Origin of the sequence: Gaetbulibacter aestuarii (assembly GCF_039537665.1) — a bacterium.
Taxonomy (GTDB): Bacteria; Bacteroidota; Bacteroidia; order Flavobacteriales; family Flavobacteriaceae; genus Gaetbulibacter_A; species Gaetbulibacter_A aestuarii.
The window spans coordinates 1-26,171 of the sequence record NZ_BAABAY010000001.1 but is presented as its reverse complement, the minus strand read 5'-3'; the positions used below and the strand labels follow the sequence as shown (position 1 = coordinate 26,171).

Genomic DNA, 26,171 nt, shown 5'->3' with positions numbered 1-26,171 from the left:
ATTTATGTTATACCAACGAAGGAGTGCACTTTTTTCTGAAGCCGAAAAGGTAATTCCCGGAGGCGTTAATTCTCCCGTAAGGGCGTTTAAAGGGGTGGGTGGAACACCCATTTTTGTGAAAGAAGCTAAAGGTGCCTATTTATATGATGAAGATGGAAACCGTTTAATAGATTACATCAATTCCTGGGGACCTATGATCCTTGGGCATGCTTACAAACCGGTTGTAGATGCCGTTGTTGAAAAAGCTAAAAAAGGTACTTCCTTTGGAATGCCTACGGAAATAGAAACAAAGATTGCGCAATTAGCAGTTTCAATGGTGCCAAATATTGATAAGATCCGCTTTGTGAACTCCGGTACGGAAGCCTGTATGAGCGCTGTTCGTTTAGCACGTGGTTACAGCGGTAAAGAAAAAATCATCAAGTTTGCAGGCTGTTATCATGGACATTCTGATTCGTTTTTAATTCAAGCGGGTAGTGGAGCCAGTACTTTTGGAACGCCAAATAGTCCCGGGGTAACACAAGGAACAGCGAAAGATACCCTGTTAGCTCAGTATAATGATATTGAAAGTGTAAAGAACCTTATTGATGCTAATAAAGGGGAAATTGCTTGTATCATTGTAGAACCTGTGGCCGGAAATATGGGCTGTATCCCACCTCAAAATAATTTTTTACAAAAACTTCGCGATCTGTGTGATGCTCATGATATTTTGTTGGTTTTTGACGAAGTCATGACGGGGTTTCGCCTGGCAAAAGGTGGCGCTCAGGAGTTGTATGGGGTTTATGCAGATATTCTTTGTTTCGGAAAAGTAATTGGTGGTGGCTTGCCGGTTGGCGCTTTTGCCGCTAAATCAGAAATCATGGATCATTTGGCACCGGTGGGACCGGTTTATCAAGCCGGAACCTTGAGTGGTAATCCCTTAGCCATGGCTGCCGGATTGGCTATGTTAACGTCGTTGAATTCTGATGTTGATATTTTTAAGAGGCTCGCGGATAAAACAGAATATCTTCATCAAGGAATTCACAAAGTTTTACTCGATAATAAAATAGTGCATACCATAAATCGTGTTGGTTCCATGATCTCGGTACATTTTCATTCAGATCCGGTTACCGATTTTGATTCCGCTGCGAATGGAAATAACGAAACCTTTAAAAAATTCTTCCATGGCATGTTGGATGCCGGTGTTTATATTGCACCCAGTGCCTTTGAAACCTGGTTCATTACTGATGCCTTAAATTATGAGGATCTAGATTTTACTATAAATGCAGTAAATCAGGTGGCTAAGACGCTTTAAAATTGAAAAACGCATCTCAACTCTGAGATGCGTTTCTTTCAACAAACTAGATTAAACTTAACTAACCAATTATTGTGGTCTTCTCTCTTTCATGTGTTTTTTCATGGCACCTTGTTTTCGCATAGCCATGCGTTCATGGGCTTTTTCCCATTTTTGATATTGTGTATCATTTAGGATCGATTTCATTTTTGCTTTCATGGCAATTTGATGATCCAATCGTGCATTTTCCATCGCGTAACGTTCTTCAGAAGTTGGTTTTTCACCTTGTTCTCTTTTTGCCTTTCGAGCTTCCATCATCGCTTTTCTTTGTTTTGCATTTTCAAGATTGATTTTTTGAATTTGGTCTTGTTGCGAGGCATTCAGATCTAAAAATAAGGTCATTTTTTTTGTTTGAAGCGTAGCCATTTCTTCTGCGGAAAGGTTCATCATTTTTTCAGCTCGTTCACCACGAGGACGTTCTGGTCTTGGGTCATCTTGAGCGAAAGCTTGAACTGAAATAGCTAATGCAGCTAATAAAATTAATTTTTTCATGTCTTACGTTTTTTGAATTTGTATGTAGGACTTGAAAAATGTCGAAAGGTTTAATGCCGATGTATTTTTAACCTCTTTTTAACAAAAGGGTTTAGCCTTCAATTCTTACTAAACTCGATTGAAGGGATTAAAAATGAAGATTTTTAAATGAAGAAGAATCTAAACGGCCTTCTCAATAAATTCGGTACTTTCAAAATGGAAGTACAGTAGTTTTTGCAAGGAATCTTTTTTGAAAGGCTTGGAAAGGTAATTGTTCATCCCGCTTTCAATGCCCTTATCAATAGCCTCGGAGGTAACGTTTGCAGATAAGCCAAAAATAATAACTTCTTTGTCAAGCTTGCGTATTTCACGTGTGGCTTCCCAACCATCCATTTTAGGCATGTGAACGTCCATAAAAACAAGTTGAGGTCTGTTCTCTTTAAATTTTTCAAGAGCCACGATACCATTATTTGCAATATCGGGTGTTATTCCGAAGTCTTCCAAAAACTTTTTAAGAACTATAACATTCAAACTATTATCATCTACAATCAATACTTCCAGATCTGAGAATTTGACTGATTTTTGGATAGCAGAGGTTGTGTTTTCATTATTTTCGGTTAAAGGCATAATGACATTAAAAGTAAATTCGGTGCCTTTATTTAATTCACTTCTCACCTCGATATCTCCGCCCATCATATTAGCGTAGGTCTTGCAAATGTACAATCCAAGACCGCTGCCCTGGTATTCTTTTTTAATACTGTTTTCAATTTGAGTAAAACGCTCAAAGATGTCATCCAGTTTTTCGCTTGGAATACCAATACCGGTATCTTTGATTTTTATATTAATGTTTAGTTCATTATTTATTGTTTTAGTCTCGTTGTATGTTAAAGTTACGCCTCCGGTATTTGTAAATTTTAAGGCGTTTTTAAGTAGATTGTTTATGATCTGCTGAAGTTTGGTTTCATCTCCCATAACATAATTGTAGGAGTGCTCAGGAAACTCACCTTGTAAATAAAGATCCTTTTTCAAGAAAATAAATTGATTCACATCAATGAGTTCTTTAATTTTTTCGGAAGGATTAAAACAAGTTTTGTGTAATTCTAATTTACCGGACTCTATCTTTTCTATATCTAATACATCATTTACGATACTTAATAAATTCGTAGAAGATTTTTCCATCAAATTCAAATACTCTCTATTTGTTGAACTTAGTTTACTTCCTTTTATTAGTTCAATGAATCCTAAAATAGCATGCAATGGCGTGCGGATCTCATGACTCATATTCGACAAAAAGTCTGTTTTGGCCTGGGAAGCCTTTTGAGCACGATCCCGCTCATGATTTATAATTTTATTGGTCTCAATAAGTTTGGAATACGACTGAAATGCTAAGCGCGTTCCTTTTTTGGCTCTTAAATAAAAATACACTAAACCGGATATTAAAAAAGAGAGCACAATTCCGAAAATGAATGCAACATCAATAATATCTCTTCCTTCAGCTAGCATCAAAGTTTCAGATGGATAAACTTTTAAATGCCATTTTTGGTGGTCCAACATATCAACCTCAATAAAAGAGTCGTCATAGGTAGAAAGGTGACTCTTTAGTTTTTTGTCTTTGTTGACACTGTAGAACAGGGTGCCTTTATCATCATAGAGTTCTACAGTATACTGATTCTTCTGGTAGTCAACCAAACGGTCGAACGCATCTGTAAAATCCATACCGGCCGTTATGGTACCTTGGAATCTGTCGTGAAAATATACTGGGACATCCACTAAAAAGGAGTTTCCTTTTTGAGTAAGTTCAGCCCATGGTGTAATATTGATCAATCCATTTTTACTGTGTTCCAACCATTCGTTTCTACGGTAGTCTACTTTTGAAATATTCAGATTAAGGGCAGCTTCATTTCCAATAACCGGAACTATTTTTCGGATGATCATGGAACTGTCAATCCATTCAATAAACTTAAATGATCCACTTTGTTCAAGTAATAAATTGGCGTCGTATTCCCAATTAGAAAAATAAGATCCTTTGGTGTGCTCCAGACGTTTTTTTAGATCCTCCAGTTTGGAAACTTCAGAATTAAATTGTTGATAAAATTCCTTAGACAATAACTTGCCGGTATCATGAACCTGCTCATCAATAACGTTATAATGCTTATTTAAAGCAACGATATAAATCAAAGAAATAACCGCTGTGAGTAGTACAAAGACCATTAACGGTATACTAAAGTCTAAAAACTTTTTCTTGGCCATGGTGACTTAGGGAAATTAGGCGTTCAATTGAGGCCTAAAGTAGTACAATTTTTATTTTCTTACAATAAAAATTGCATTACATCGATAAAAATAAACACTTTATCTAGTTTTTTAAAAATTTGAAAATTGTATAAAACCTTGTTATCCAGTTGTTTAAAAACATTTTGGCTGTTTTTAAGGTGTTTATGCTGTTTATCGAAAATTTAATCGAATATGAAATAGGTTATTATATAGTGAAACCTTTTCTAAGTAAGTTGGTCTTTTAGGTTCGGAATAAAAACAAAAAATCCGGATGAAATCATATCATCCGGATTTTAAATTTATTTTGAGAAATACGTTTTTAAATCAAGTTCACAAACAAACCGTCGGGGGTTTTATCAACGGTTGCCACTTTATTTTTGGTAAGTTCTTTAATAGCCTTATCCCACTTTTTGTTTGATAAACCGGTCATCCCCTTAAGGTCCGTTAACTCCAAACTTTTCGGTTGCTTCAATAGTTCCAAAACCTTTTTTGCATCATCACTAATGGCAAGCGGTTTTTTCTCAGGTTTCATTTGCGGGAAGAACAGCACTTCCTGGATCGATTGATTATTGGTTAAGAACATCACCAAACGGTCCATACCAATACCCATACCTGAAGTTGGTGGCATACCATATTCCAAAGCACGTAAGAAATCAAAATCTATAAATTCAGTAGCCTCATCGTCACCTTTAGCAGCCAACTTTAGTTGGTGTTCAAAACGTTCCCTTTGATCAATAGGATCATTCAACTCTGAATAAGCGTTTGCAATTTCCTTACCGCAAACCATCAGTTCAAAACGCTCCGTTAATTCAGGATTATCACGATGTTCTTTACACAACGGACTCATTTCCTTTGGATAGTCAGTAATAAAGGTTGGCTGAATGTAATTACCCTCACATTTCTCACCGAAGATCTCATCGATCAACTTTCCTTTGCCCATGGTGTCGTCTACTTCCACACCCATGTCTTCCGCAGCTTTTCTGATCTCAGCTTCTGATTTTCCACTAATATCAAAACCGGTATGTTCTTTTATAGCTTCGGCCATGGTAACTCTAGGGTACGGTGCTTTAAAGTCTATTTCATGTTTGCCATAAGTCGCTTTGGTGGTGCCATTAACAGCCATGGCACAATGTTCTAGCAAGCGTTCACAGAAATCCATCATCCAGTTGTAATCTTTGTAGGCCACATAAATTTCCATCGCCGTAAATTCCGGATTATGGGTACGATCCATACCTTCGTTTCTAAAGTTTTTAGAAAACTCATAAACACCATCAAAGCCTCCAACGATCAAACGTTTCAGATATAATTCATTGGCAATACGCATGTATAATGGGATATCTAAGGCATTGTGATGGGTAACAAAAGGACGCGCAGCAGCCCCACCCGGAATAGGTTGCAATACCGGAGTTTCCACTTCAAAATAGCCGGCGTCGTTAAAAAACTGACGCATAGCATTAAATAATTTTGTGCGTTTTTCAAACACTTGTTTCACATGTGGATTCACTACCAGGTCAGCATAACGCTGGCGATAACGTAATTCCGGATCGTCAAATTTATCATGAATATTCCCTTCCGAATCCAATTTAGGAAGCGGTAAAGGTCTCAAGGCTTTGCTTAACAAAGTAAAGTCTTTAACCATCACGGTTTTTTCACCTACTTTCGTGGTAAACAAAGTTCCTTCGATCCCAATAAAATCGCCAATATCCAGTAATTTCTTGTAAATGGTATTGTATTTTGTTTTATCGTCTCCCGGACAAATTTCATCGCGGTTAAAGTACAATTGTATACGACCTTCCGCATCTTGAAGCTCGGCAAAACTCGCGTTACCCTGAATACGTCTCGACATCAATCGGCCTGCTATCACCACAGTTTCGCCTTCCACAAAATTCGCTTTTATCGATTTCGAAGTGTTTTTCACCTCAAACAAATCAGCCGGATAAGGGTTGATTCCCAATTCACGAATTTTTTCTAATTTCTCTCGTCTTACAAGTTCTTGCTCTGATAATTGCGACATTTCAAATACGATCTAAAATTTAACGCCGCAAAGATAATCAATTGCATGGTGTTTTAACATTTTCCAATTCCAAAATTTTTTGGGCGTTACCCTGCGGGTCGGGCTTTCGTCAGTCGCGCTTTTCAAGGCGCTTCAACAATGCCTCAATCCCTAACGCGGCTTCCTGCTCCAGAAACAGTTCCGAATTTCAAAAATAATCCCGACATTTATAGTGTAACAAAGCGGTAAAAAATGCGTCGTATTTATACATCAATCAATAATCTGATCATCACATGAGTTTTTGGAGAGTCCTTTTATCCATCATTTGTCCGCCTTTAGCAGTACTCGATAAAGGCTGTGGCTCCATTTTTATAGTTTTTTTACTTTGGCTTTGCGGCTGGGTGCCGGGCGTTATCGCGGCTTTAGTTATTCTCAATAATCCTAAAAAATAACGCTAAAAAAGTCGTAATTTTGCAGTCTATGAATAAGCGTATCAAACTGCAGGATCTGGGTCGAAAAGATTACAAAGAAACCTGGGATTATCAGGAAGCTCTTTTTAAAAGTATAGTCGACACCAAAATTCAAAATCGCCGTAATGAGACCGATGTAACAACCGAAAATTATTTTTTGTTTGTTGAGCATCCGCATGTTTATACTTTAGGCAAAAGTGGCGACGAGTCGAACCTACTAATAAATGAGGAACAACTTAAGGCCAAAGGCGCGACCTATTATAAGATCAATCGGGGAGGAGACATTACCTATCACGGTCCCGGCCAAATTGTTGGCTATCCCATTTTAGATCTCGAGAATTTTTTTACTGATATTCATAAATACCTTCGTTTTCTGGAAGAAATGATTATTCTAACCCTTGCTGAATACGGTTTAAAAGCCGATCGCAGTAAAGGTGAAACCGGTGTTTGGCTCGATGTAGGAACACCATTTGCACGAAAAATTTGCGCGATGGGCGTTCGTGCCAGTCGCTGGGTTACCATGCATGGTTTTGCACTAAATGTAAATGCGGATTTAGGTTATTTTGATAACATTATCCCATGTGGAATCCGAGGAAAAGCAGTAACCTCATTGAATAACGAATTAGGTTTAGAAACAGTAAATGAAGCTGAAGTAAAACAAAAGCTTCTCAAACATTTCCAAACCCTTTTCGAAGCCGAGTTTATAAATTACAACTAAAATTTTCAGGAGTCCATATCACATCCTTGTTGCTCTTGTCTATACCATAGATATAATCAGAAATGGTTTGATTTGTGCTCACATCTTCACCATCACAAGTGTATATCGATAATACTGAATCACAATTCGGACAACAATTATCAAAAATAAAATAGGTTTCACCATTATATTCGGTTTGCCAAATATAAACCTGTCCGAGCTCATACAAACTGGTTTGTTTTAATTCGTTTGTTTTGGTTTTAAGCCAAGGTAATTCCTCGGTTGGAATGGCCACACCACAAGTGGTTTTGATGGCTGCGGTGTCACATTGCATTAAAAACATAAAAAGAGCGGTGGAAAAAAGAATAGTTAACTTCATAGAATATTGTTTTATTCTAAGATACAAATAGTTTAAAAAGGTTGCTTCAAACCGCTTCCTGTTTCCTAATATGAGCGTTTAACAACGAATTTACACGTTACATTTAAAATTTTTGGGTTTCCAAATAAGGTACTTGGAAGTCACGCTATTCAAATAGTCGTTTAATTCATCCGTAATGCTTACATGATTTCCCTCGCAATCGAAGGCTGAATAATTGGGATTATATGAACCTTCACAAGTACCTAAAACAAAAATCGTTTCACCCTGATAATCGGTTTGCCACATAAAAAAGGTTTCTGCTCTAGTTGAATCATAATAAGCAAGTCTCTCCTTTAGCCAAGGTATATCCTCAGCAGGATTGGTAACACCACAGGTGTTGGTTGGTAAAACATCAGCTGGTTTTGAATCTTTAGAACAAGAGTTCAAGGCTAAAATAGCCACTAGTAGGTAAATAAATTTAGATTTCATGGGGGTTTAATTAATTAATAATCACCAATGTATCTAAATATTTTTTAATCTTTAGGTAAGAACTAATGGTTTTTGAAGTTTTTTTCAAAAATTAATTAATTTTCATCGTTAAAATACACTTTATAGTAGTGCATTTTTTTCTCCTCATCATAACCACGTTCCAAATATTCTTCTGAAGCATCCGGCGCATCAATATCCAATTTGATCTGGATGTGGGTGTCCAGCTTTATATCCGTTTTAAACTTTCGTTTCTCCTTGTTTACAACCGCTTCGGCAACATCAAACTGGTTCCGTAATACTAAATTTTGGTCACTTTCAAAACTTTTTTTGTAATCTTCAAATTCACGAATATGGGATTCTTCTTCAAAAATAGTCTCTTTAAATGTTTCGATATTCACAGTTTCGTGCGCTTTAAAGAAATCGATGGTTTTAGCTAAAAAATTACTGTTCTCGTGGCCACCGTATTGTGATTTTATGATATCTGAAGAGAAATGTTTACACAATTCCAGGTATTGTTGTGTATGATTATTGGCATCATCAGCATATTTAATATTTAAAAAATGCTGTGTCCAATACTGCGCATCATAGCTATTATTATCTATACTGAATACTACTGGTCCTTCAGTATCGCTCTGGTTTAAAATCAGGCAGCCTTTGTCCAGTTTTCTGGAACTGATCCCCTTCTGGACCAAAATATCGTAACTGTTATTTTCAAGAAAGGTTTGGAAAAAATTGATTTTGGTTTCAATTTTAAAAATGCCTAGTGCCTGCGTTTCAAAATCATTAAAACCAACACCATCAAATAATACAACCATAACATCACCGGTTTTTATTTGCGCGGAATTCGATTGTTCAAACAAATGCATCACTACATGTTTCGAGACTTCCACAAAGGCCTTTTCATCCATAAAAACCTGTTTGGAATAATTGTTAATCTCATTCAAACTGATATCTGCATGATGATTGAAACGGTAACTTTGAACCACACTACCAAAAGGTTTCAACAAAAAGGGTAGCATCAATTCATAACTGGCTTCATCGAAATCAACGGTATTTTCAGAAAAAGCGTTTCTGGTATTGTTGAATTTATTACCAACCTTGTGGATGATACATTTGGAAATAGAAGTATTTTTTCTTGAGATCATTTCGAATTTTTTGAACTACAATACTATTAAATCCTCATAAATATCAAACTAAAAAAACTATAAAATATTTAGAAAAAGGAGTTTGTGTTGCGCGTAAAAAAAGAACGCCAAAGACTAATCTTTGACGTTCCCATTTAAGATTCGAGGACTTGCGACTTGGTTATCGTAAAAAACAGAAAGCTTATTGCCTGACAGGCAAACAGTTGTTTCCATTTCGAAAAATGACGTCAAAAAATGATCTGATAAGAGAGGGTTTCAAATTTGTATTAATAGCTAGGTAAATATAAAAATTCCTTTCTTATAGACAAAAGGTGTATTTAAAATTTAACAAACTGTTAATTAATCTGATATACCAATACGGCGTCGTTATCCCCCTTTGTAGTAAACTCTAAATGGCGATCAGGATCTATATTATTGAGATCAATAGCAGCGTTTCCATACACAGGAAAGTTGGGCAGTAACTTAGAGTTGCTGTCAAATACATAAACTTTATGTGCTTGTAAATCGGTTACAGTAACATAAATTTTATCGTCGATGTAAAATATTTTGGGTTCGGAATAATTACCGTAATCCAGAGCTGTGGTCTTTCCTTTAATGGTAAGATTGTTTTCGGTAAGCGTTACCAGAGTTTTGCTTGTGGTTACCAGATGGTGATTAACAACAAGATTTAATTTTTCGCTTGCGGTGTTGCCTCTGGTGTCGATGGTTATCAAATCCCCGTCAGCCGAGGTGGTTGTAAATTTATTTTGGTATAAATAGACCGGTTCTTTAGAATATTTGAAGCTATTTTTTGGTTTTACTCTGATGTCACCACGACGATTCAAAATATACATTTGATCACGCGTTTTTAAAACGATGTAATCTCGAGATCCAACTCTAAAATGCTCAGGTTTGGTAAGTAAATAACTATCTGCTGCATTAAAATTAAAGCCTTTTACTGGTTTTAGGTCCATGTTGTACATTAGTACATTTCTGCCTTGAGTTACAAGTAAACGGTACTTTTTATTATTGTCGTAATCAAATACGGCTAATGGTTGGGTGATATCGTCTTCAAATTTTCCGGGGAACGGCGCAACGTCGCGGCCAAGACGATCTATAACATAAAGTCGGTTTTTGGTAACAAAGGCGAGTTGCAGTTTACCATTTCTATACATATCAACCTGTTCAATACGACCCATAATGGCACCATTTAATTGTTTTTTCCACAAGATATTGCCGTTCGTTGAAATGAGATACAAATTATTATTTACATCTTGAACTACGATCTCTTTTTCATTTGTAATATGATTAGTAACAAATTGCGGCGGCATCAAAACATCGGCATCCAGTTTGATATTCAGTTCTTCACTTACCGAATGCGCTGCTGCTTTTACTTTGTTTTTTTGAATAACTGCATGAACATGAGCAAAATCGGTGTCGTAAATAAACTGTAATGCCGTGGCAGGATATTTACTAAAATCACGATCCGAATCCAGGTTGTTAGATTTAAGTATGTTTTTTAATAGTTCCGGTTTAGTTACCTGTAATAACGACGACGCATTACTTAAATGGCTCTCAATATTTTGAAAATCCTCACGATCAGACCAGGTGGTTTTATTCTGATAATTAGCAATAATATTTTGCAATAAATCCATAGCATCAGAAAACACAAAATACTGATCTAACGTGCAATAATAATCTGCTTTTTGATGTGTAATAAAAGGACTAAAAGCCTCCGAGAAAATAGGCCCCTTAGAAAAGTTGTAAATTTCTGTTTGTCTATAAGTATCAACCAGGTTTTGCTCACTTACTAAGGCATCATTTGTAGCGATAACGTCCAACGAATTGAGAACAATAGCACGCTGATCATCCTGATAGATAACCCCAACTTCTGAAATGTTTTTAAACAAAGGCTCGGAACTTAAAGTAGCATCTACCGTTCTTACTTTCTTCAAATTATTTAGAAGCAAATCGTAATTTTGGAAGGTCATACTTAAAAAGCCGTCAGCATTCGACGGACAAATATCAGCCATGGTGTTTTCCTGCGGAATGGTATTTTTAAAGATACGTATCAGGTTGGTGGAATCCGTTGCCAGTGTGATCCCGTTCAAAAAAATCGCATCCTGATTCATGTCAATATCCAAAGCCAGATAATCGCTGAATGTATCAGCCGATAAAGAATCTGAAACAAACATACGCTGAACAAGGCCTGATTTTAAATTTAAAATAATGGAAGTTTTTTCCTTGTCTGTAGCTTTATGTAATTTCTGTAATTCGGGGTCTATGGGATAGTTTTTAAAAACAGACTCAATAATATTTTTAGAGGTTGAGGCCACTAAAATACTATCCGTCACTGTGCTAAAATATACCTGGTCATTGTAATTACTTTTAGTAATCGTTTGGTTATTCGATTTTAAGCTTTCTTCGCTGTAATTAGGAAGGGAGTCGGTTTTAAAACCACTACCTTTTAGCTTCGTAATTACGGTATAAGCCAGGCTATCTTTATTTTTACCGGAAAGACAAACCAATAAGGGGCTATCGGCATGAAGGAGCGTTAAAAAATTTAATTTTTTTTCTAAAGTTTTATAGGCTTCTACTTGAGATAAATTTTGAATAAAATCGTTGTTCCTTAAACCACTTCGAAATTGTGCAGCATTCGGACTTTCAACAACTAAAAAACTGTTTTCGGGGATGTAATCAATAAGCTGGGTTTTAGTTTTATTCGGGCTTGTACAGCTCACCACAAAACCAATCAAAAGCAACGCGTAGATAAACTTCATGAATGGATTAAATTTTTACAAACCTACATATTTTTAAAAACAAATAATAACGCCTAAAGCCCTAACTTGAGTTGCTCCGGTAACAAACGAAAGGATTTCCGATGATATTTAGTTATCCCATATTTTTTTATCGCTTCACGATGTGCTTCCGTGGGGTAGCCTTTGTTTTGATTCCAGTGATACATAGGATATTCTTCGTGTATTTTCTCCATATAAGCATCACGATATGTTTTTGCCAAAATTGAAGCGGCAGCGATACTCAAATACTTACTATCACCTTTAATAATGGTTTTATGCTTTATGGTTTTATAGGGCTTAAACTTATTGCCATCAACAATAATAAAATGAGGCTGCGGCTCTAAACCTGCCACAGATTTATGCATGGCCAAAATAGAGGCATTTAAAATATTTATTTTGTCGATTTCCTCCTGATAAACATGTGAAAAACAAAAACTAACAGCCTGTTGCTCAATAATAGGTTTTAAGGCCTCACGCCTTGCGGCACTTAGTTGCTTTGAATCGGTAAGCCAATCATGTTCAAAATCCGGAGGTAAAATAACCGCAGCAGCAGTAACCGGGCCGGCTAAACAACCACGACCGGCTTCATCGGTTCCACATTCAAAATCATGATCAGAAAAAGATTGTAAAAGCATAAATAGCACAATAATACCTGCTAATTTATAATTTCAAAATCAGAATATCATGAAATCCTTTAAAAAGAATGAATTAATGATTAATCAACAATCGAAAAAAATCATTAAAGATATATTAGCTAAACCTTTGTTTTTGTGAATTTTCAATAAATAAAATGAAATTTTAACATCCTTATTGCTAAAAATTAGTTGCGTATTTCAAATAATATTAAGATGTTTGCAATCGACTAACTCAAAATTATTGTTGTTATTAAAGAAGAAAATAACACCAGTTTAAAGGAAAGCCAGCCGTAAAGCTGGCTTTCTTTATTTAAAATAATTAACGACACTTTACGTTCAAATAATTACTTTTGCCTCGAGAAAAAGCCTGGGATGAAAAAACTGATTTTTGTTATTCTATTATTGTTACTGGCGGGAAACCTGCATGCACAGCGTAAGCTTGGCATAACGAGCAAGGCAGACCGGGTTCTAACCGCAGAGGATTCTACCTTAGCTGCATCTAGAGTATCTACAAAAAACAATAAACCGAAAACGAAAATTGAAGACTACCTGATTATTTCCTTTAAAAATGATACCACTTTTGTAGATACAACACTTACCATTAAAAAAGATTATAAGTTTAACTATCTGCGTAAAGATTATTTTGGGCTCATTCCATTCTCGAATATGGGGCAAACCTTTAATACACTAACCTATGATTTTGAAAGTACGCGCTTGATGCCGGAATTTGGAGCACGTGCCAGGCATTTCAATTACATGGAAATTCAGGATATCAACTATTATCGAGTGCCAACACCACTTACAGAGCTTATGTTTAAAACGGCCTTTGAGCAAGGGCAGTTAGCAGATTCATTTTTTACAGTTAATACCTCGCCGCAGTTTAATTTTTCCATCGCCTATAAAGGGTTGAGGTCTATCGGGAAATACCAGCATTTACTCACCAGTACCGGAAATTTTAGGTTTACTACAAATTACCAAACAAAGAATGATAGGTATTATATGCACATGCATGTTGTAACTCAAGACCTACTTAATGAAGAAAATGGCGGATTAACTGAAGAAAGTGTTCAGAACTTTATAAGCGGTGCTCCCGAATTTCTAGACCGATCTATTTTAGAAGTGAAGTTTGAAAATGCCGAGAGCATACTTAAGGGAAAACGTCTTTTTCTTGAGCACGAATACAAGATCATTCGAAAAAAAGATTCATTAAGTAAGAACAAATTATGTATAGGGCATATGCTTAATTTCGAAGATAAAAATTTTCAATTTGATCAATCTCGTGCTGAAACGACCTATTTCGGATCGAGTTTTAAAAGTTCCGGTTTAAGAGACCGGGCCGATCTTCGAAAGTTTTACAATCAATTTCACGTAAACTATAGTAACGATCTTTTGGGCGATGTGCAATTCAACGTCAGCAGTAACAGTTACAATTATGGTTATGATCGTGTTGTTGTACTGGCCGATGGTACGCGAATAAGCAACCGACTAAAAGGAAATATTTATGCAGCCGGAGGAGCTTATCATAAAAAATACAAAGGCTTCGAGTTAGAAGGGCAGGCAGGGATCAACGTTGCTGGCGATTTTGATGGGAATTACCTCAAAGCACAAGCCTCGTTTCAATTAAATAAAGATTTTAAGGCCATCGCTTCATTAAATCACAGTAGCAAGGCACCCAATTATAATAAGTTGCTCTACCAAAGTGATTATACCAATTACAATTGGCAAAACAGTTTTAATAATACCGAATCAGATCAGTTAGCTTTCCAGCTAAAGTCCAATCGTATTGCAAACATCAGTGTCGATTACACCACAATTAACGATTACACCTATTTTAAGGAAGATCCAACAACCAGTCAGGTGCGGCCTTTTCAATCAGATAAAACCATTAATTATCTCCGTGTAAAGCTTCAAAAAGAGATCAAGTTCGGAAAGTTTGCCCTCGATAATACGATTATGTACCAAACGGCTCAAGATACCGATACCATATTTAATGTACCGGAGATCATTACCCGGAATACCCTGTATTTCTCAACAGATCTTTTTCAGAAGGCACTTTATCTGCAAACCGGTGTAACGCTCAATTATTTTACCTCGTATTATATGGATGCCTACAACCCGGTTCTGGCCGAATTTTACGTGCAAAATCAGGAAAAAATTGGAGGCTTCCCACGTCTCGATTTTTTCATAAATGCCAAGATTCGTCAAACCCGTATTTTCCTAAAAGCCGAGCATTTCAACTCAAGTGCCACGGGCTACGATTATTTCTCAGGGCCCGGCAATCCCTATCGCGACTTCATAGTGCGTTTCGGCCTGGTCTGGAATTTCTTTTTATAACATACATATTTATTTGGGCGTTCCCCTCCGGGTCGGGCTATCCGCTGCAAGTCCTCGCTCGTACCTCGCTGTGGGCTTTCCGCTACTATCCCTGCCTACCGGCAGGCAGGCCTAACGCGGGCTTTTTTGCCGGGTTCATAATATATACAGGTGTTTTTGTCATGTATATAGGTGTTTTTGTCATTCCTGCGAAGGCAGGAATCTATAGTTCGTCATTACGAGGAGGACAGCAACGTTGTAATCTGATTCTTCAAATTTCAAATGTCATTCAGAGCGCCAGCGAAGAATCTCCTTTCAATAATGCACCCGTCATTACGAGGAGGAACGACGAAGTAATCTCATTAAAAGGGCTTCCCAACAAACAGATGGCTTCGTTATGCTCTCCATGACGATTCATTTAAAATGCAGTAACCTCCATTTTTCAAGGTTGTAAGCCGTTGTTAAAACCGCAATTGTCATTCCTGCGAAGGCAGGAATCCACCATTCTATGTCTTTGAATAGTCTATCGAATCATCCTAATCCACCCGTAAATGCCCAATCGAAAGAAAAAAGAGCAAAAAAAGCGTGCGCATAAAAACCAGAGAACAAAGGGTTTATGAGGCACTAAAAAAAAGAATAAAAAAAGTTTACAAAAAGTTGTTTAAAAACTAAAAAAGGGTTGTATGTTTGCACCCGCAAAAACGGGTAATATCGTTGGAGCAAAAGTTCAAAAACATGATGCGCTATTACGAGGATTGGGGAATGAAAAAAAATTTTCCAAAAAAAGTGTAAAAGTATTGTGAGGAAGAAAAAAGGGTTTTATATTTGCACCCGCTAAAAGAGGAAACGACTTTAGTAAAGAGAAAAAAGTTCATAAACATATTGAATTGACAGCGTAAGATTAGTGTTGGAAACGACACNAACTGAATCAGGTAGTCATAGCGACCACAGGAGGATCAGGGGATTATGATTATACGGTAACCCTTCCTAATGGTAGTATGGAATCTATAGGTAGTGATGAAAGTTTCTACATCTATGAGTCCGGTGATTATACGGTAACGGTAACAGATAGTAATGGCTGTATAGCTTCAGCGACGGCTTATTTTGAATACATCGACATCTGTATCACGAATTACTTCACCCCAAATGGCGATGGACAGTTGGATGAGTGGGGTCCTGATTGTGCGAATCAATTCCCGAATTTAACCTACAATATTTATGATCGTTATGGCAGACGCGTAGCGACCTTAAGAAAAGGGCAGAAGTGGGATGGTAAGTACAACGGCAAGGAACTACCAACGGGAGATTACTGGTATGTGATTGAGCTTAATGATAGTCATGACGATAGAAGCTTTGTAGGTCACTTTACCTTGTATCGCTAGAGAATAGAGAATAGAGAATAGAGAATAGAGATCGTGGAAGAGAAAAAGGAATGGAATTTTTATACTTTTAACAATAATCTTAAAAGGATAAAATGAAATTTTTTCAAACAGAAATTAGATTAAAGCCTGCTTCACGAGGTTTCCATTTAATAACAAAGGAAATCTTGGATGCTATTCCGGAATTAAAAGAAATAAAAATTGGGCAATTACAGGTATTTATAAAACATACTTCTGCAAGTTTAACGATCAACGAAAATGCAGATCCCACGGTTAGAACTGACTTCGAAAGTCATTTTAATGAACTTGTTCCTGAAAATGCATCCTATTATAGGCATATATTTGAAGGATCTGACGATATGCCGGCACATATTAAGGCTTCCTTATTAGATACCTCAGTTAATATTCCTATAACCAACGGTAGATTAAATTTGGGAACCTGGCAAGGCATTTATTTATGTGAGCATCGTAACAATGGAGGCTCTAGAAAAGTGGTGATTACTGCCTATGGAAAATAAAAAAACCGGTTCACTATGAACCGGTTTTTAAATTATTAATAAGATTAATTTTAATTTTCTGTACCGTAGTGGAAGTAAGTTGCCCATTGGTTGCCCGGGAAATCACAACCATCAGCCCAAGCTGTTTCTTCACAATCTCCATTGTCACATGGAATGGCTATAGGAATTATTATTGGTTGACTTACACCATTGTCAAGAATAGCAATGGTTTGATCTCCACAGGCTGGCACAAAACCATCACCTTGGGTAATTGCTTTATTATAAACTTCCATACCGGCGATCGTAATGTCTCCAGATGGTAATTTTAAATTGTAATTACAAGAATTACACTCTTGATTATTCAAAAGTTTCCATAGAGCCCATTGAATATTTCCATATAAATAACCTTCACCTAGTAGTGCATCCAAATTATTAATTAACCATAACGCACTGTCTATATGGTCTACATTAGCAATGATAGAAGAAATATGAGATTCATCATTTAAAGTATAAACAGTAAAAGAATTATCATTAAAACATAGAGAATCCCCTTGTGGAACACCCACATTATCAAAACCTAATGATTCATCAGCACACCAACCCCAATAAGAACCTGAAAGAGGACCATCAGTGACATCAACTTTTATATACGATTTTGCACCGTCAATTTTTCGGCCTGTGGTAATACAAAAATTAGCCGTCGCAGGCAATGTAGCATAAAGGGTTTCAACACCACCTGTAGTACAGGTAACAACCGCATGGGCCGCGATGTAGTCTCCTTCATCCATAGGAACGGTGTAAGTGTAACTTGAAAGGCAATCATGCGCTTCACTATATTCAAAATGGCCTACCTTTGGGTTGCCACTATTGGTAATTGGAAAACCGTTAGGACTGTTCTCTACAGATAAGTGAGTAGCCTTTAAGCAATAGCCAGAATTCGTTATATTGTAGGTAATTTTGTAGTCTGAACCATCTTCTTTAACCGTTACATTACCTACAAGTATATGTTGCCCGGCATAGAGATCAACAGTAGAAGCTGTTGTGGTGCAAGACCAATCAAATCTCAGGTTACTTTTTTGAAACTTAGCATCTGCAGAAGTTAATCCGCTTTCTGAGCTTAGCGGTTCGGTTTGACACCCTGCAAAAATGAGCAGAGCTATCAAGCCAATGAGGGATGTAATTTTTTTCATAATGGATTATTATATTGATTAATAGCTTGTTAACTTGTATTTAAGTTTGGTCAAGTTAATAGTTAAAATTAATGAAATTGAGGTGATAGATTTAACTATTTAGATAATTAGCTCGAAAATTCGCTAAATGGAAAATGTTGAATATTAAATCGTTAAATAAAGTATTTTGTCGATAAAATTTAAAGAAATCACTCATAAAATTAAGATGTGATTTAAATTTTACTATGTTTATTCTCTTATGTTTCAAAAGGTATTAATATGCTTAAATTCCTTTTAATAAAATACGGTGTTTATTTTAAAGAGCTGGCTTATACAATTAAGTTAAAACAACAGTATACTCGTATTATTAAAAAGCTTCTTAAAAACTACGATAATCGGAAAAAATTAAATAGTTCTCAGATTACAGAAATTAAAGAATTTTATTCGAAATACGGATTTGAAGTAAAAACCTTTTGGCATGAATTTTATTATTCTGTTAACGGATATTTTTCGGTGAAATATATTCCTGAAGATATTTTCCACGCCATAATTAATAAAAAACTAAATCAAATGCGTCAGTGGCCCGCTTTACTCGATAAAAACTTACTTGGGATTTTATTTAAAAAATTTAATCAACCAGAAATAGTTTTAAAGAATATGAACGGTTTTTTTTATGTGGACAATAAAATTGTAACTGAAGAAATTGCTGTGGAAACGGTTTTGAATCAAAAATGTCCTATGATAATAAAACCTTCTATCGATTCAGGTAACGGTCAAAATGTCATTGTATTTTGGATTAAAAATGGTTTAACCAGTATTGATAATTTGAGTGTGATTGAAATATTTAGAAAGTATAGAAAAGATTTTATTATACAATTTCTGGTCGATCAGCACGAAGCGCTTAAATCGCTCAATCCAACCTCTTTAAATACCTTGCGGATTTTAACTTATCTAAACAATGATGGCGTTCATATTTTATCAAGTGTTATCCGAATTGGTAAAAAAGGGAATTTTACCGATAACGTGGCATCTGGGGGTATTGGTTGCGGCATTCAATCCAATGGGAGACTGAAAGAATTTGGACATTTCGAAAGTGGGGTATTAACAACAAAAACGGACACCAATGTAATTCTTAAAGATTTTAAAGTTCCAGGTTATAATATGGCGTTGGAACATGTAAAAAAAATGCATTTACTAATTCCTTATTTTAAATTGATTTCTTGGGATATTGGTATTGATAATAAAAATGAACCCATTTTAATAGAATATAACACTTACCATCAGGGTATTTATGGTCATCAATTGGCTAACGGCCCTTTATTTGGATCCTTTACAGATGAAATTCTCTCACAAAAATAAAAAATGTTCAATAATTCTTTTATTAACCCTTGCCGCAAGCTAGCTTTTAATTTTACCGATTTTTTCAAACCAACTGGAGTAAACGAACATTTAAATGAAATTCGAATGCTGCTTCATACTCCTTTTGAAAATAAGTTTTCAATAAATAAGAATGAAAAGGTCCTTAATTTAATAAGGCACGCAACCTCTACCACTGATTATTACAAAACTTATAAGGAACATAAAAAATTAAAAGATTTTCCTATTATCAAAAAAACCACTATTCAAGAAAATTTTGATGCGTTTCGATCTAGCGAATATTTAAAAGCGAAAAATTATAAGGTATCAACTAGTGGATCTACTGGAGTTCCTTTTTTCATTTTTCAAAATAAGAATAAGCGTAAAAGAAATACGGCAGATGTAATCTATTATTACAATAAAGTAGGACATGAAATAGGAGATAGATTGTATGAATTTGAGGTATGGCGAAGCCATAATAAAAAAAGTAGATTAAAAAGTTTTATTCAGAATGTGGTTCAATTTGATGTTTCCAAACTAACAGATGATAGGATTTCAGAATTATTTTCAGTTTTAAAAAAAGATAAAGGACCAAAAACATTTTTAGGATTCGCTTCAGCGTATGAAACCATATGTCAATATGTTGAAAGGAATAATTTAAACACACCTTTTAACTTCAACATTCAGGCTATCATTGCTAATTCTGAGTATCTTAATGATTACACACGCGAGCATATGAGTAAATTTTTTAATGCTCCGATTTATTCCAGATATTCCAATGAAGAGATTGGATTGATGGCACAACAAATTAAGGATTCAGGGAAAGAATTCATTATCAATTGGGCGAGTTATCATATTGAACTTTTAGAATTTGATACCGACGAACCTGTTAAATACGGGCAACCAGGTAGAATAGTGGTTACAGACCTTTATAATTATTGTATGCCTCTCATAAGGTTTGATACTGGAGACATAGGTGTTTTTTCAAAACCTGAAAAAGGAAAGCTACCTAACTTTAAACATATCGAGGGTAGAAAAATGGATCTGATTTATGACACCAGTGGAGATCTGGTTTCATCATTCGTCGTGTATACCAAATTCTATAATTATTACAAGTTTTTAAAGCAGTATCAATTCATTCAAACTGATGAAAAGAGATATACTATAAAACTAAACTTAATTGATGATAACTGTGATTTTGAAAAAGAGTTAATTGAATCTATGAAATTGGATTTTGGTCGGGATGCAGAAATTAAAATAGAATACGTTCACGAAATACCACCTTTATCTTCAGGTAAACGAAAAAAAGTATTGAGTTTATATCAAAAAGAAAAATCCGATTCAAACTGAATCGGATTTTTATTAAGCGAATAATATGTTTTACAATAGGCAAAAAGCCCTACTTTACTTTTTCAACAACAGCTTTAAAAGCTTCTGGGTTATTCATTGCCAGATCGGCTAAAACCTTACGGTTTAGTTCGATATCGTTAGCTTTGAGTTTTCCCATAAATTGTGAGTAAGATAATCCGTGTTCTCTGGCTCCGGCGTTGATACGCGTAATCCATAAAGCGCGGAATGTTCTCTTTTTATTTCTGCGGTCTCTGTACGAATATTGCATCGCTTTATCCACCGCGTTTTTGGCTACTGTCCAAACGTTTTTACGTCTTCCAAAGTAACCTTTAGCTTGCTTAAGCACCTTTTTTCTTCGGGCTCTTTTTGCAACAGCATTTACTGATCTTGGCATAATTTTAATTGTTTTTGTAGTAGGCGGCTCGAAATCCGAACACTTTTACTGAGCCTAACTCCAGGGTTTATAAATAATTTTAACCGGTTAAAACGGGTGTTACTTTAAACGTAACATGGTTTTAACATTGTTCTCGTCGGCCTTATCCACTAAGGTGTCGTGGGTCAACGCAAGCTTACGCTTTTTAGACTTCTTTGTTAAGATGTGACTCTTAAAAGCGTGCTTTCTTTTGATTTTACCGGTACCTGTTAACTTGAAACGTTTTTTGGCACTGGATTTTGTTTTCATTTTAGGCATTTCTTTTCCTAGTTTTAATTATCTCGCTTAATTATCTTTAGTCCTGAAAATTCAGGTAACTTTCTATTTTTTAGGCGTCATGAACATCGTCATACGTTTTCCCTCTAATCGAGGCATTTGCTCAACCTTTCCATATTCCTCCAGGTCCTGAGCCAAACGTAATAACAAAATTTGTCCTTGCTCCTTAAACACGATCGAACGCCCTTTAAAGAACACGAATGCTTTTAATTTAGCTCCGTCCTTTAAGAACTTCTCAGCATGTTTCTTTTTAAATTCGTAATCGTGGTCGTCTGTTTGAGGACCAAAACGAATTTCTTTAACCGTTACTTTACTAGCCTTCGCTTTTAACGCCTTTTCACGTTTCTTTTGCTCGTAAAGAAACTTTTTATAATCCATAACTTTACAAACAGGAGGATCCGCATTAGGCGATATTTCAACAAGATCTAACTCTTGTTCGTTTGCGATACGCATGGCATCTCCTTTTGTATAAATACCAATTTCTACATTGTCTCCAACAAGACGTACTTTTTGGGCAGTAATCTTCGAATTAATCTTGTGCTTGTCTTCTTGCGAAACCCTTCTAGGTTGGTGTCTTCTTCTAATTGCTATGGCTATAAATTTTTAGTTAAACTTCTATTTTAAAACGATTTCAACGTTTTATTAATATCTTCTTTTATAATGTCTGCAAAAGCATCAACAGTAATCATCCCAAGGTCTTCACCACCGTGTTTTCTAACGGTTATTTTACCTTCGGCCTCTTCCTGTTCTCCAATTATAATCATATACGGGTGCTTTTGCATTTCGGATTCCCGTATCTTTTTCCCAATAGTCTCACTTCTGTGATCCACGAGGGCGCGAATTTCGTTATTTTCTAACAAATTTAAAACTTTTTCAGAGTATTTTTCGTATTTCTCGCTAATTGACAGGATGATAGCCTGAACCGGCATCAGCCAAATAGGGAAATTTCCTCCCGTATGTTCTAATAACAACGCCACAAAACGCTCCATACTTCCAAACGGTGCACGATGAATCATGATAGGGCGGTGCAATTCGTTATCACTACCTTTATAGGTGAGCTCAAAACGCTCCGGTAAATTGTAATCTACCTGAATCGTTCCCAATTGCCACTGGCGGCCTAAAGCATCTTTCACCATAAAATCCAGTTTCGGACCGTAAAAGGCAGCTTCACCTTCTTCAATCACATAATCCAAACCTTTATCCTTCGCAGCATTAATGATTGCTTGTTCTGCTTTCTCCCAGTTGTCTAGATCTCCAATATATTTTTCCGGATGCTCCGGATCACGCACGGATACCTGAGTCGAAAAATTTTCAAAACCTAACGAACCAAATACGTAGAGCACCAGATCAATTACATTTTTAAACTCTTCATCCAATTGCTCCGGAGTACAAAACAAATGCGCATCATCTTGTGTAAACCCACGCACACGAGTTAATCCGTGCAACTCACCGCTTTGTTCATACCTATAAACAGTTCCAAACTCGGCAAAACGTTTTGGTAGATCCTTATAACTCCACTGCGAACTTTTATAGATTTCACAGTGATGCGGACAATTCATCGGCTTCAACAAAAACTCTTCATCTTCCTTCGGTGTTTTTATTGGCTGAAAACTATCAGCACCATATTTAGCATAATGTCCAGAGGTAACATAGAGTTCCTTCTGTCCAATATGCGGAGAAACCACCATTTCGTAACCCGCTTTTTTCTGGGCCGCTTTCAAAAAGTTTTCCAAACGCTCCCGCAAAGCAGCACCTTTCGGTAACCACAGCGGTAAGCCCTGTCCCACTTTTTGCGAAAAAGTAAACAGTTCCAATTCTTTACCAAGCTTACGGTGATCACGTTTTTTAGCCTCTTCAAGAAGTTCTAAATACGCCTTTAAATCTTTTTGTTTAGGGAACGAGATCCCATAAACACGTGTCAACTGTGGTTTGTTTTCATCACCACGCCAGTAAGCACCGGCAACACTCAATACTTTTACGGCCTTAATAATTCCGGTATTTGGAATATGACCACCACGGCATAAGTCGGTAAAAGTAGCATGATCGCAAAACGTAATGCTACCGTCCTCCAGATTTTCAATGAGCTCCGTTTTATACGGATTGTCCTTATAAACATCCAGCGCCTCGGCCTTGCTCACCGAACGCATGTTAAAATCATACTTCCCGCGGGCAATCTCTAGCATTTTATCCTCGATCGTCTTAAAATCTTTTTCAGAGATCGTATGCTCCCCAAAGTCAACGTCGTAATAAAACCCGTTGTCAATTGGCGGACCAATAGTTAATTTAGATCCCGGATACAATTCCTCAATCGCCTGAGCCAGCACGTGAGCCGAGCTGTGCCAAAATGCTTTTTTGCCCTCATCATCGTTCCAGGTGTACAACACTAGCGATCCGTCGGTGGTCAACGGCGTCACCGATTCAACCGTTTTCCCATTAAACTTCGCCGAAATCACTTGTCGCGCCAGGCCCTCGCTAATGCTCTTCGCAACATCCATCGGAGTTACGCCCGCCTCAAACGCCTTCACGCTGCCATCTGGTAATGTAATCTGTATCATAAAAAATTTTAAAATCCGGCACAAAGATAATAGTATAAACACAGCCACACAATATCTAAGCACCTATATTTTCAGTACAGACGCACCATATAATATAATAAAAAATATTCGAACAAATAAATAGGAGTAGGGCGTTCCCCTTTCGGGTCGGGCTATCCGCTGCAAGTCCTCGCTCGTTCCTCGCTGTGGGCTATCCGCTACTATCCCTGCCTGCCGGCAGGCAGGCCTAACGCGGGCTTTTTAGCCGGGTTCATCATATATATAAGTGTTTTAGTCATTCCTGCGAAGGCAGGAATCTATAGTTCGTCATTACGAGGAGGAACGACGAAGTAATCTCATGAAAAGAACTCCCAACAAAAAGATGGCTTGTCTATGCTCGCCATGACGTTCCAATTAATGTGCAGTTAGGTTTTATGGCCTTGTATTCTCTTTTCAACAATGTATCCGTCATTACGAGGAGGAACGACCAAGTAATCTCATGAAAAGAACTCCCAACAAAAAGATGTATTCGCTATGCCCGCCATGACATTCCAATTTAAGTGTAGTTAAGTTTTATTACTTTGTATTCTCTGTTTAATATTGTATTGGTCATTACGAGGAGGAACGACGAAGTAATCTCATGAAAGAACTTCAAACAAAAATAGACTTGGCCGTGCCGGCCATGATGTTATATATGTATTAATTTCAAATGTCATTCATAGCGACAACGAAGCCTCGCAACAAAAAAGCATAAGCCTTATCTTATAAAACCACTCACAACCCCCATCGAAAGAAAAAAGAACAAAAAAAGCGGGCGTATAAAATCCACAAAACAAAGGGGTTATGAGGTACTAAAAAAAAGAATAAAAAAAGTTTGCAAAAAGTTATGAAAAAACTGAAAAAGGGTTGTATGTTTGCACCCGCAAAAACGGGTAAGTCCGTTGGCGCAAAAAGTTCAGAAACATGATGCGATACAACGAGAGTTGGGGAATAAAAAAAATTTTCCAAAAAAAGTGTAAAAGTATTGTGAGGAAGAAAAAAGGGTTTTATATTTGCACCCGCTAAAAGAGGAAACGACTTTAGTAAAGAGAAAAAAGTTCATAAACATATTGAATTGACAGCGTAAGATTAACACTGGAAACGGTGTTGATCGACAAAGAGAATAGACCATTTTGAGTACTAGAAGATTCTTAAGTAGTCGTTAACATTATTAAAGATCAACGATGAAGAGTTTGATCCTGGCTCAGGATGAACGCTAGCGGCAGGCCTAACACATGCAAGTCGAGGGGTAACAGGAGAGCTTGCTCTCGCTGACGACCGGCGCACGGGTGCGTAACGCGTATGCAATCTACCTTACACTGGAGGATAGCCCAGAGAAATTTGGATTAACACTTCATAGTATGTTTACCTCGCATGGGGAAAACATTAAAGGTTACGGTGTAAGATGAGCATGCGTCCTATTAGCTAGATGGTGTGGTAACGGCACACCATGGCAACGATAGGTAGGGGCCCTGAGAGGGGGATCCCCCACACTGGTACTGAGACACGGACCAGACTCCTACGGGAGGCAGCAGTGAGGAATATTGGACAATGGAGGCAACTCTGATCCAGCCATGCCGCGTGCAGGAAGACTGCCCTATGGGTTGTAAACTGCTTTTATACGGGAAGAAACACCCCTTCGTGAAGGGGCTTGACGGTACCGTAAGAATAAGGATCGGCTAACTCCGTGCCAGCAGCCGCGGTAATACGGAGGATCCAAGCGTTATCCGGAATCATTGGGTTTAAAGGGTCCGTAGGTGGATAATTAAGTCAGAGGTGAAAGTCTGCAGCTCAACTGTAGAATTGCCTTTGATACTGGTTATCTTGAATTATTATGAAGTAGTTAGAATATGTAGTGTAGCGGTGAAATGCATAGATATTACATAGAATACCAATTGCGAAGGCAGATTACTAATAATATATTGACACTGATGGACGAAAGCGTGGGGAGCGAACGGGATTAGATACCCCGGTAGTCCACGCCGTAAACGATGGATACTAGCTGTTCGGCTTTCGGGCTGAGTGGCTAAGCGAAAGTGATAAGTATCCCACCTGGGGAGTACGTTCGCAAGAATGAAACTCAAAGGAATTGACGGGGGCCCGCACAAGCGGTGGAGCATGTGGTTTAATTCGATGATACGCGAGGAACCTTACCAGGGCTTAAATGTAAGTTGCATGGGGTAGAGATA

At 36.9% G+C, this 26,171-nt stretch carries 21 protein-coding genes and 1 rRNA gene; 9 read left to right on the top strand and 13 right to left on the bottom strand.

What is annotated here, in order from left to right; all coding sequences use genetic code 11:
* The first annotated feature begins 4 nt into the window (after window positions 1-4).
* On the top strand, window positions 5-1,291 hold the full coding sequence (gene hemL, locus ABD682_RS00110) for a glutamate-1-semialdehyde 2,1-aminomutase (RefSeq protein ID WP_344737690.1): 1,287 nt from the start codon (window positions 5-7) through the stop codon (window positions 1,289-1,291).
* Window positions 1,292-1,360: 69 nt separating this feature from the next.
* Here hemL and ABD682_RS00105 read toward each other — a convergent pair whose 3' ends face one another.
* The 3 genes from ABD682_RS00105 to lysS form a co-directional block, all read right to left on the bottom strand.
* Window positions 1,361-1,822 carry a hypothetical protein gene (locus tag ABD682_RS00105; RefSeq protein WP_344737687.1) on the bottom strand — a complete coding sequence of 154 codons (462 nt, stop codon included), beginning with the start codon at window positions 1,820-1,822 and terminating at the stop codon, window positions 1,361-1,363.
* Window positions 1,823-1,981: 159 nt separating this feature from the next.
* The gene (locus ABD682_RS00100) at window positions 1,982-4,051 is read right to left on the bottom strand and encodes an ATP-binding protein (RefSeq protein ID WP_344737685.1); all 2,070 of its coding nucleotides are present in this window, start codon (window positions 4,049-4,051) and stop codon (window positions 1,982-1,984) included.
* A gap of 340 nt (window positions 4,052-4,391) precedes the next feature.
* Window positions 4,392-6,086 (bottom strand): lysine--tRNA ligase, encoded by a 1,695-nt coding sequence (gene lysS, locus ABD682_RS00095; protein ID WP_344737683.1) that lies wholly within the window; start codon window positions 6,084-6,086, stop codon window positions 4,392-4,394.
* 272 nt (window positions 6,087-6,358) lie between these two features.
* On the opposite strand from lysS, the gene ABD682_RS00090 reads away from it, so the two are divergent.
* Together ABD682_RS00090 and lipB are read left to right on the top strand one after the other, a co-directional pair.
* Window positions 6,359-6,517 carry a YqaE/Pmp3 family membrane protein gene (locus tag ABD682_RS00090; RefSeq protein ID WP_344737681.1) on the top strand — a complete coding sequence of 53 codons (159 nt, stop codon included), beginning with the start codon at window positions 6,359-6,361 and terminating at the stop codon, window positions 6,515-6,517.
* Window positions 6,518-6,545: 28 nt separating this feature from the next.
* A complete protein-coding gene (lipB, locus tag ABD682_RS00085) occupies window positions 6,546-7,253 on the top strand; it encodes a lipoyl(octanoyl) transferase LipB (protein WP_344737679.1) in 708 nt (235 codons plus the stop codon).
* Here lipB and ABD682_RS00080 read toward each other — a convergent pair.
* The 5 genes from ABD682_RS00080 to ABD682_RS00060 form a co-directional block, all read right to left on the bottom strand.
* Window positions 7,237-7,611 (bottom strand): hypothetical protein, encoded by a 375-nt coding sequence (locus tag ABD682_RS00080; RefSeq protein WP_344737677.1) that lies wholly within the window; start codon window positions 7,609-7,611, stop codon window positions 7,237-7,239. The genes lipB and ABD682_RS00080 overlap by 17 nt on opposite strands.
* Before the next feature lie 90 nt (window positions 7,612-7,701).
* Complete coding sequence (locus tag ABD682_RS00075; protein ID WP_344737675.1) at window positions 7,702-8,079, bottom strand: hypothetical protein; 378 nt, start codon at window positions 8,077-8,079, stop codon at window positions 7,702-7,704.
* A gap of 95 nt (window positions 8,080-8,174) precedes the next feature.
* Window positions 8,175-9,224 (bottom strand): nucleoid-associated protein, encoded by a 1,050-nt coding sequence (locus tag ABD682_RS00070; RefSeq protein ID WP_344737673.1) that lies wholly within the window; start codon window positions 9,222-9,224, stop codon window positions 8,175-8,177.
* A gap of 335 nt (window positions 9,225-9,559) precedes the next feature.
* Complete coding sequence (locus ABD682_RS00065; protein ID WP_344737671.1) at window positions 9,560-11,983, bottom strand: ribonuclease HII; 2,424 nt, start codon at window positions 11,981-11,983, stop codon at window positions 9,560-9,562.
* A gap of 53 nt (window positions 11,984-12,036) precedes the next feature.
* Window positions 12,037-12,636, bottom strand: coding sequence for a ribonuclease HII (locus ABD682_RS00060; protein ID WP_344737669.1), 600 nt, complete (start codon window positions 12,634-12,636; stop codon window positions 12,037-12,039).
* Between the two features lie 372 nt (window positions 12,637-13,008).
* On the opposite strand from ABD682_RS00060, the gene ABD682_RS00055 reads away from it, so the two are divergent.
* The 3 genes from ABD682_RS00055 to ABD682_RS00045 all read left to right on the top strand — a co-directional run bounded on the left by ABD682_RS00055 (window position 13,009) and on the right by ABD682_RS00045 (window position 16,846).
* Entirely contained in the window at window positions 13,009-14,970 is a 1,962-nt protein-coding gene (locus tag ABD682_RS00055; protein WP_344737667.1) for a putative porin, read from the top strand.
* 977 nt (window positions 14,971-15,947) lie between these two features.
* The gene (locus ABD682_RS00050) at window positions 15,948-16,331 is read left to right on the top strand and encodes a T9SS type B sorting domain-containing protein (protein WP_344737665.1); all 384 of its coding nucleotides are present in this window, start codon (window positions 15,948-15,950) and stop codon (window positions 16,329-16,331) included.
* Between the two features lie 92 nt (window positions 16,332-16,423).
* Entirely contained in the window at window positions 16,424-16,846 is a 423-nt protein-coding gene (locus tag ABD682_RS00045) for a secondary thiamine-phosphate synthase enzyme YjbQ (RefSeq protein WP_344737663.1), read from the top strand.
* A gap of 50 nt (window positions 16,847-16,896) precedes the next feature.
* Here ABD682_RS00045 and ABD682_RS00040 read toward each other — a convergent pair whose 3' ends face one another.
* Window positions 16,897-18,015: a hypothetical protein gene (locus ABD682_RS00040; RefSeq protein WP_344737660.1), complete on the bottom strand. Its 1,119-nt coding sequence runs from the start codon at window positions 18,013-18,015 to the stop codon at window positions 16,897-16,899.
* A 492-nt stretch (window positions 18,016-18,507) separates the two neighbouring features.
* Here ABD682_RS00040 and ABD682_RS00035 point away from each other — a divergent pair, with 492 nt between their 5' ends.
* Together ABD682_RS00035 and ABD682_RS00030 are read left to right on the top strand one after the other, a co-directional pair.
* Complete coding sequence (locus tag ABD682_RS00035) at window positions 18,508-19,353, top strand: sugar-transfer associated ATP-grasp domain-containing protein (protein ID WP_344737657.1); 846 nt, start codon at window positions 18,508-18,510, stop codon at window positions 19,351-19,353.
* Between the two features lie 105 nt (window positions 19,354-19,458).
* Window positions 19,459-20,700 carry a phenylacetate--CoA ligase family protein gene (locus ABD682_RS00030; RefSeq protein WP_344737655.1) on the top strand — a complete coding sequence of 414 codons (1,242 nt, stop codon included), beginning with the start codon at window positions 19,459-19,461 and terminating at the stop codon, window positions 20,698-20,700.
* A gap of 49 nt (window positions 20,701-20,749) precedes the next feature.
* Here ABD682_RS00030 and rplT read toward each other — a convergent pair whose 3' ends face one another.
* From rplT to thrS, 4 genes are all read right to left on the bottom strand, one after another.
* Window positions 20,750-21,094 (bottom strand): 50S ribosomal protein L20, encoded by a 345-nt coding sequence (rplT, locus tag ABD682_RS00025; protein ID WP_344737653.1) that lies wholly within the window; start codon window positions 21,092-21,094, stop codon window positions 20,750-20,752.
* Between the two features lie 99 nt (window positions 21,095-21,193).
* Window positions 21,194-21,391, bottom strand: coding sequence for a 50S ribosomal protein L35 (gene rpmI / locus ABD682_RS00020; RefSeq protein ID WP_027138918.1), 198 nt, complete (start codon window positions 21,389-21,391; stop codon window positions 21,194-21,196).
* Window positions 21,392-21,454: 63 nt separating this feature from the next.
* Window positions 21,455-22,000 carry a translation initiation factor IF-3 gene (infC, locus tag ABD682_RS00015; protein WP_344740783.1) on the bottom strand — a complete coding sequence of 182 codons (546 nt, stop codon included), beginning with the start codon at window positions 21,998-22,000 and terminating at the stop codon, window positions 21,455-21,457.
* A 29-nt stretch (window positions 22,001-22,029) separates the two neighbouring features.
* Complete coding sequence (thrS, locus tag ABD682_RS00010) at window positions 22,030-23,964, bottom strand: threonine--tRNA ligase (protein WP_344737647.1); 1,935 nt, start codon at window positions 23,962-23,964, stop codon at window positions 22,030-22,032.
* A 1,199-nt stretch (window positions 23,965-25,163) separates the two neighbouring features.
* On the opposite strand from thrS, the gene ABD682_RS00005 reads away from it, so the two are divergent.
* A 16S ribosomal RNA gene (locus tag ABD682_RS00005) occupies window positions 25,164-26,171 on the top strand; the annotation flags it as partial.

What these genes read in the sequence shown, in the direction of transcription:
- lipB (WP_344737679.1), top strand. Translation starts at nt 6,546, where the DNA reads ATGAATAAGCGTATCAAACTGCAGGATCTGGGTCGAAAAGATTACAAA.
- ABD682_RS00080 (WP_344737677.1), bottom strand. Translation starts at nt 7,611, where the DNA reads ATGAAGTTAACTATTCTTTTTTCCACCGCTCTTTTTATGTTTTTAATG.
- ABD682_RS00065 (WP_344737671.1), bottom strand. Translation starts at nt 11,983, where the DNA reads ATGAAGTTTATCTACGCGTTGCTTTTGATTGGTTTTGTGGTGAGCTGT.
- hemL (WP_344737690.1), top strand. Translation starts at nt 5, where the DNA reads ATGTTATACCAACGAAGGAGTGCACTTTTTTCTGAAGCCGAAAAGGTA.
- ABD682_RS00075 (WP_344737675.1), bottom strand. Translation starts at nt 8,079, where the DNA reads ATGAAATCTAAATTTATTTACCTACTAGTGGCTATTTTAGCCTTGAAC.
- ABD682_RS00030 (WP_344737655.1), top strand. Translation starts at nt 19,459, where the DNA reads ATGCTGCTTCATACTCCTTTTGAAAATAAGTTTTCAATAAATAAGAAT.
- ABD682_RS00100 (WP_344737685.1), bottom strand. Translation starts at nt 4,051, where the DNA reads ATGGCCAAGAAAAAGTTTTTAGACTTTAGTATACCGTTAATGGTCTTT.
- ABD682_RS00060 (WP_344737669.1), bottom strand. Translation starts at nt 12,636, where the DNA reads ATGCTTTTACAATCTTTTTCTGATCATGATTTTGAATGTGGAACCGAT.
- thrS (WP_344737647.1), bottom strand. Translation starts at nt 23,964, where the DNA reads ATGATACAGATTACATTACCAGATGGCAGCGTGAAGGCGTTTGAGGCG.
- ABD682_RS00055 (WP_344737667.1), top strand. Translation starts at nt 13,009, where the DNA reads ATGAAAAAACTGATTTTTGTTATTCTATTATTGTTACTGGCGGGAAAC.
- ABD682_RS00040 (WP_344737660.1), bottom strand. Translation starts at nt 18,015, where the DNA reads ATGAAAAAAATTACATCCCTCATTGGCTTGATAGCTCTGCTCATTTTT.
- rpmI (WP_027138918.1), bottom strand. Translation starts at nt 21,391, where the DNA reads ATGCCTAAAATGAAAACAAAATCCAGTGCCAAAAAACGTTTCAAGTTA.
- ABD682_RS00045 (WP_344737663.1), top strand. Translation starts at nt 16,424, where the DNA reads ATGAAATTTTTTCAAACAGAAATTAGATTAAAGCCTGCTTCACGAGGT.
- lysS (WP_344737683.1), bottom strand. Translation starts at nt 6,086, where the DNA reads ATGTCGCAATTATCAGAGCAAGAACTTGTAAGACGAGAGAAATTAGAA.
- ABD682_RS00050 (WP_344737665.1), top strand. Translation starts at nt 15,948, where the DNA reads ATGGAATCTATAGGTAGTGATGAAAGTTTCTACATCTATGAGTCCGGT.
- ABD682_RS00105 (WP_344737687.1), bottom strand. Translation starts at nt 1,822, where the DNA reads ATGAAAAAATTAATTTTATTAGCTGCATTAGCTATTTCAGTTCAAGCT.
- ABD682_RS00070 (WP_344737673.1), bottom strand. Translation starts at nt 9,224, where the DNA reads ATGATCTCAAGAAAAAATACTTCTATTTCCAAATGTATCATCCACAAG.
- ABD682_RS00090 (WP_344737681.1), top strand. Translation starts at nt 6,359, where the DNA reads ATGAGTTTTTGGAGAGTCCTTTTATCCATCATTTGTCCGCCTTTAGCA.
- rplT (WP_344737653.1), bottom strand. Translation starts at nt 21,094, where the DNA reads ATGCCAAGATCAGTAAATGCTGTTGCAAAAAGAGCCCGAAGAAAAAAG.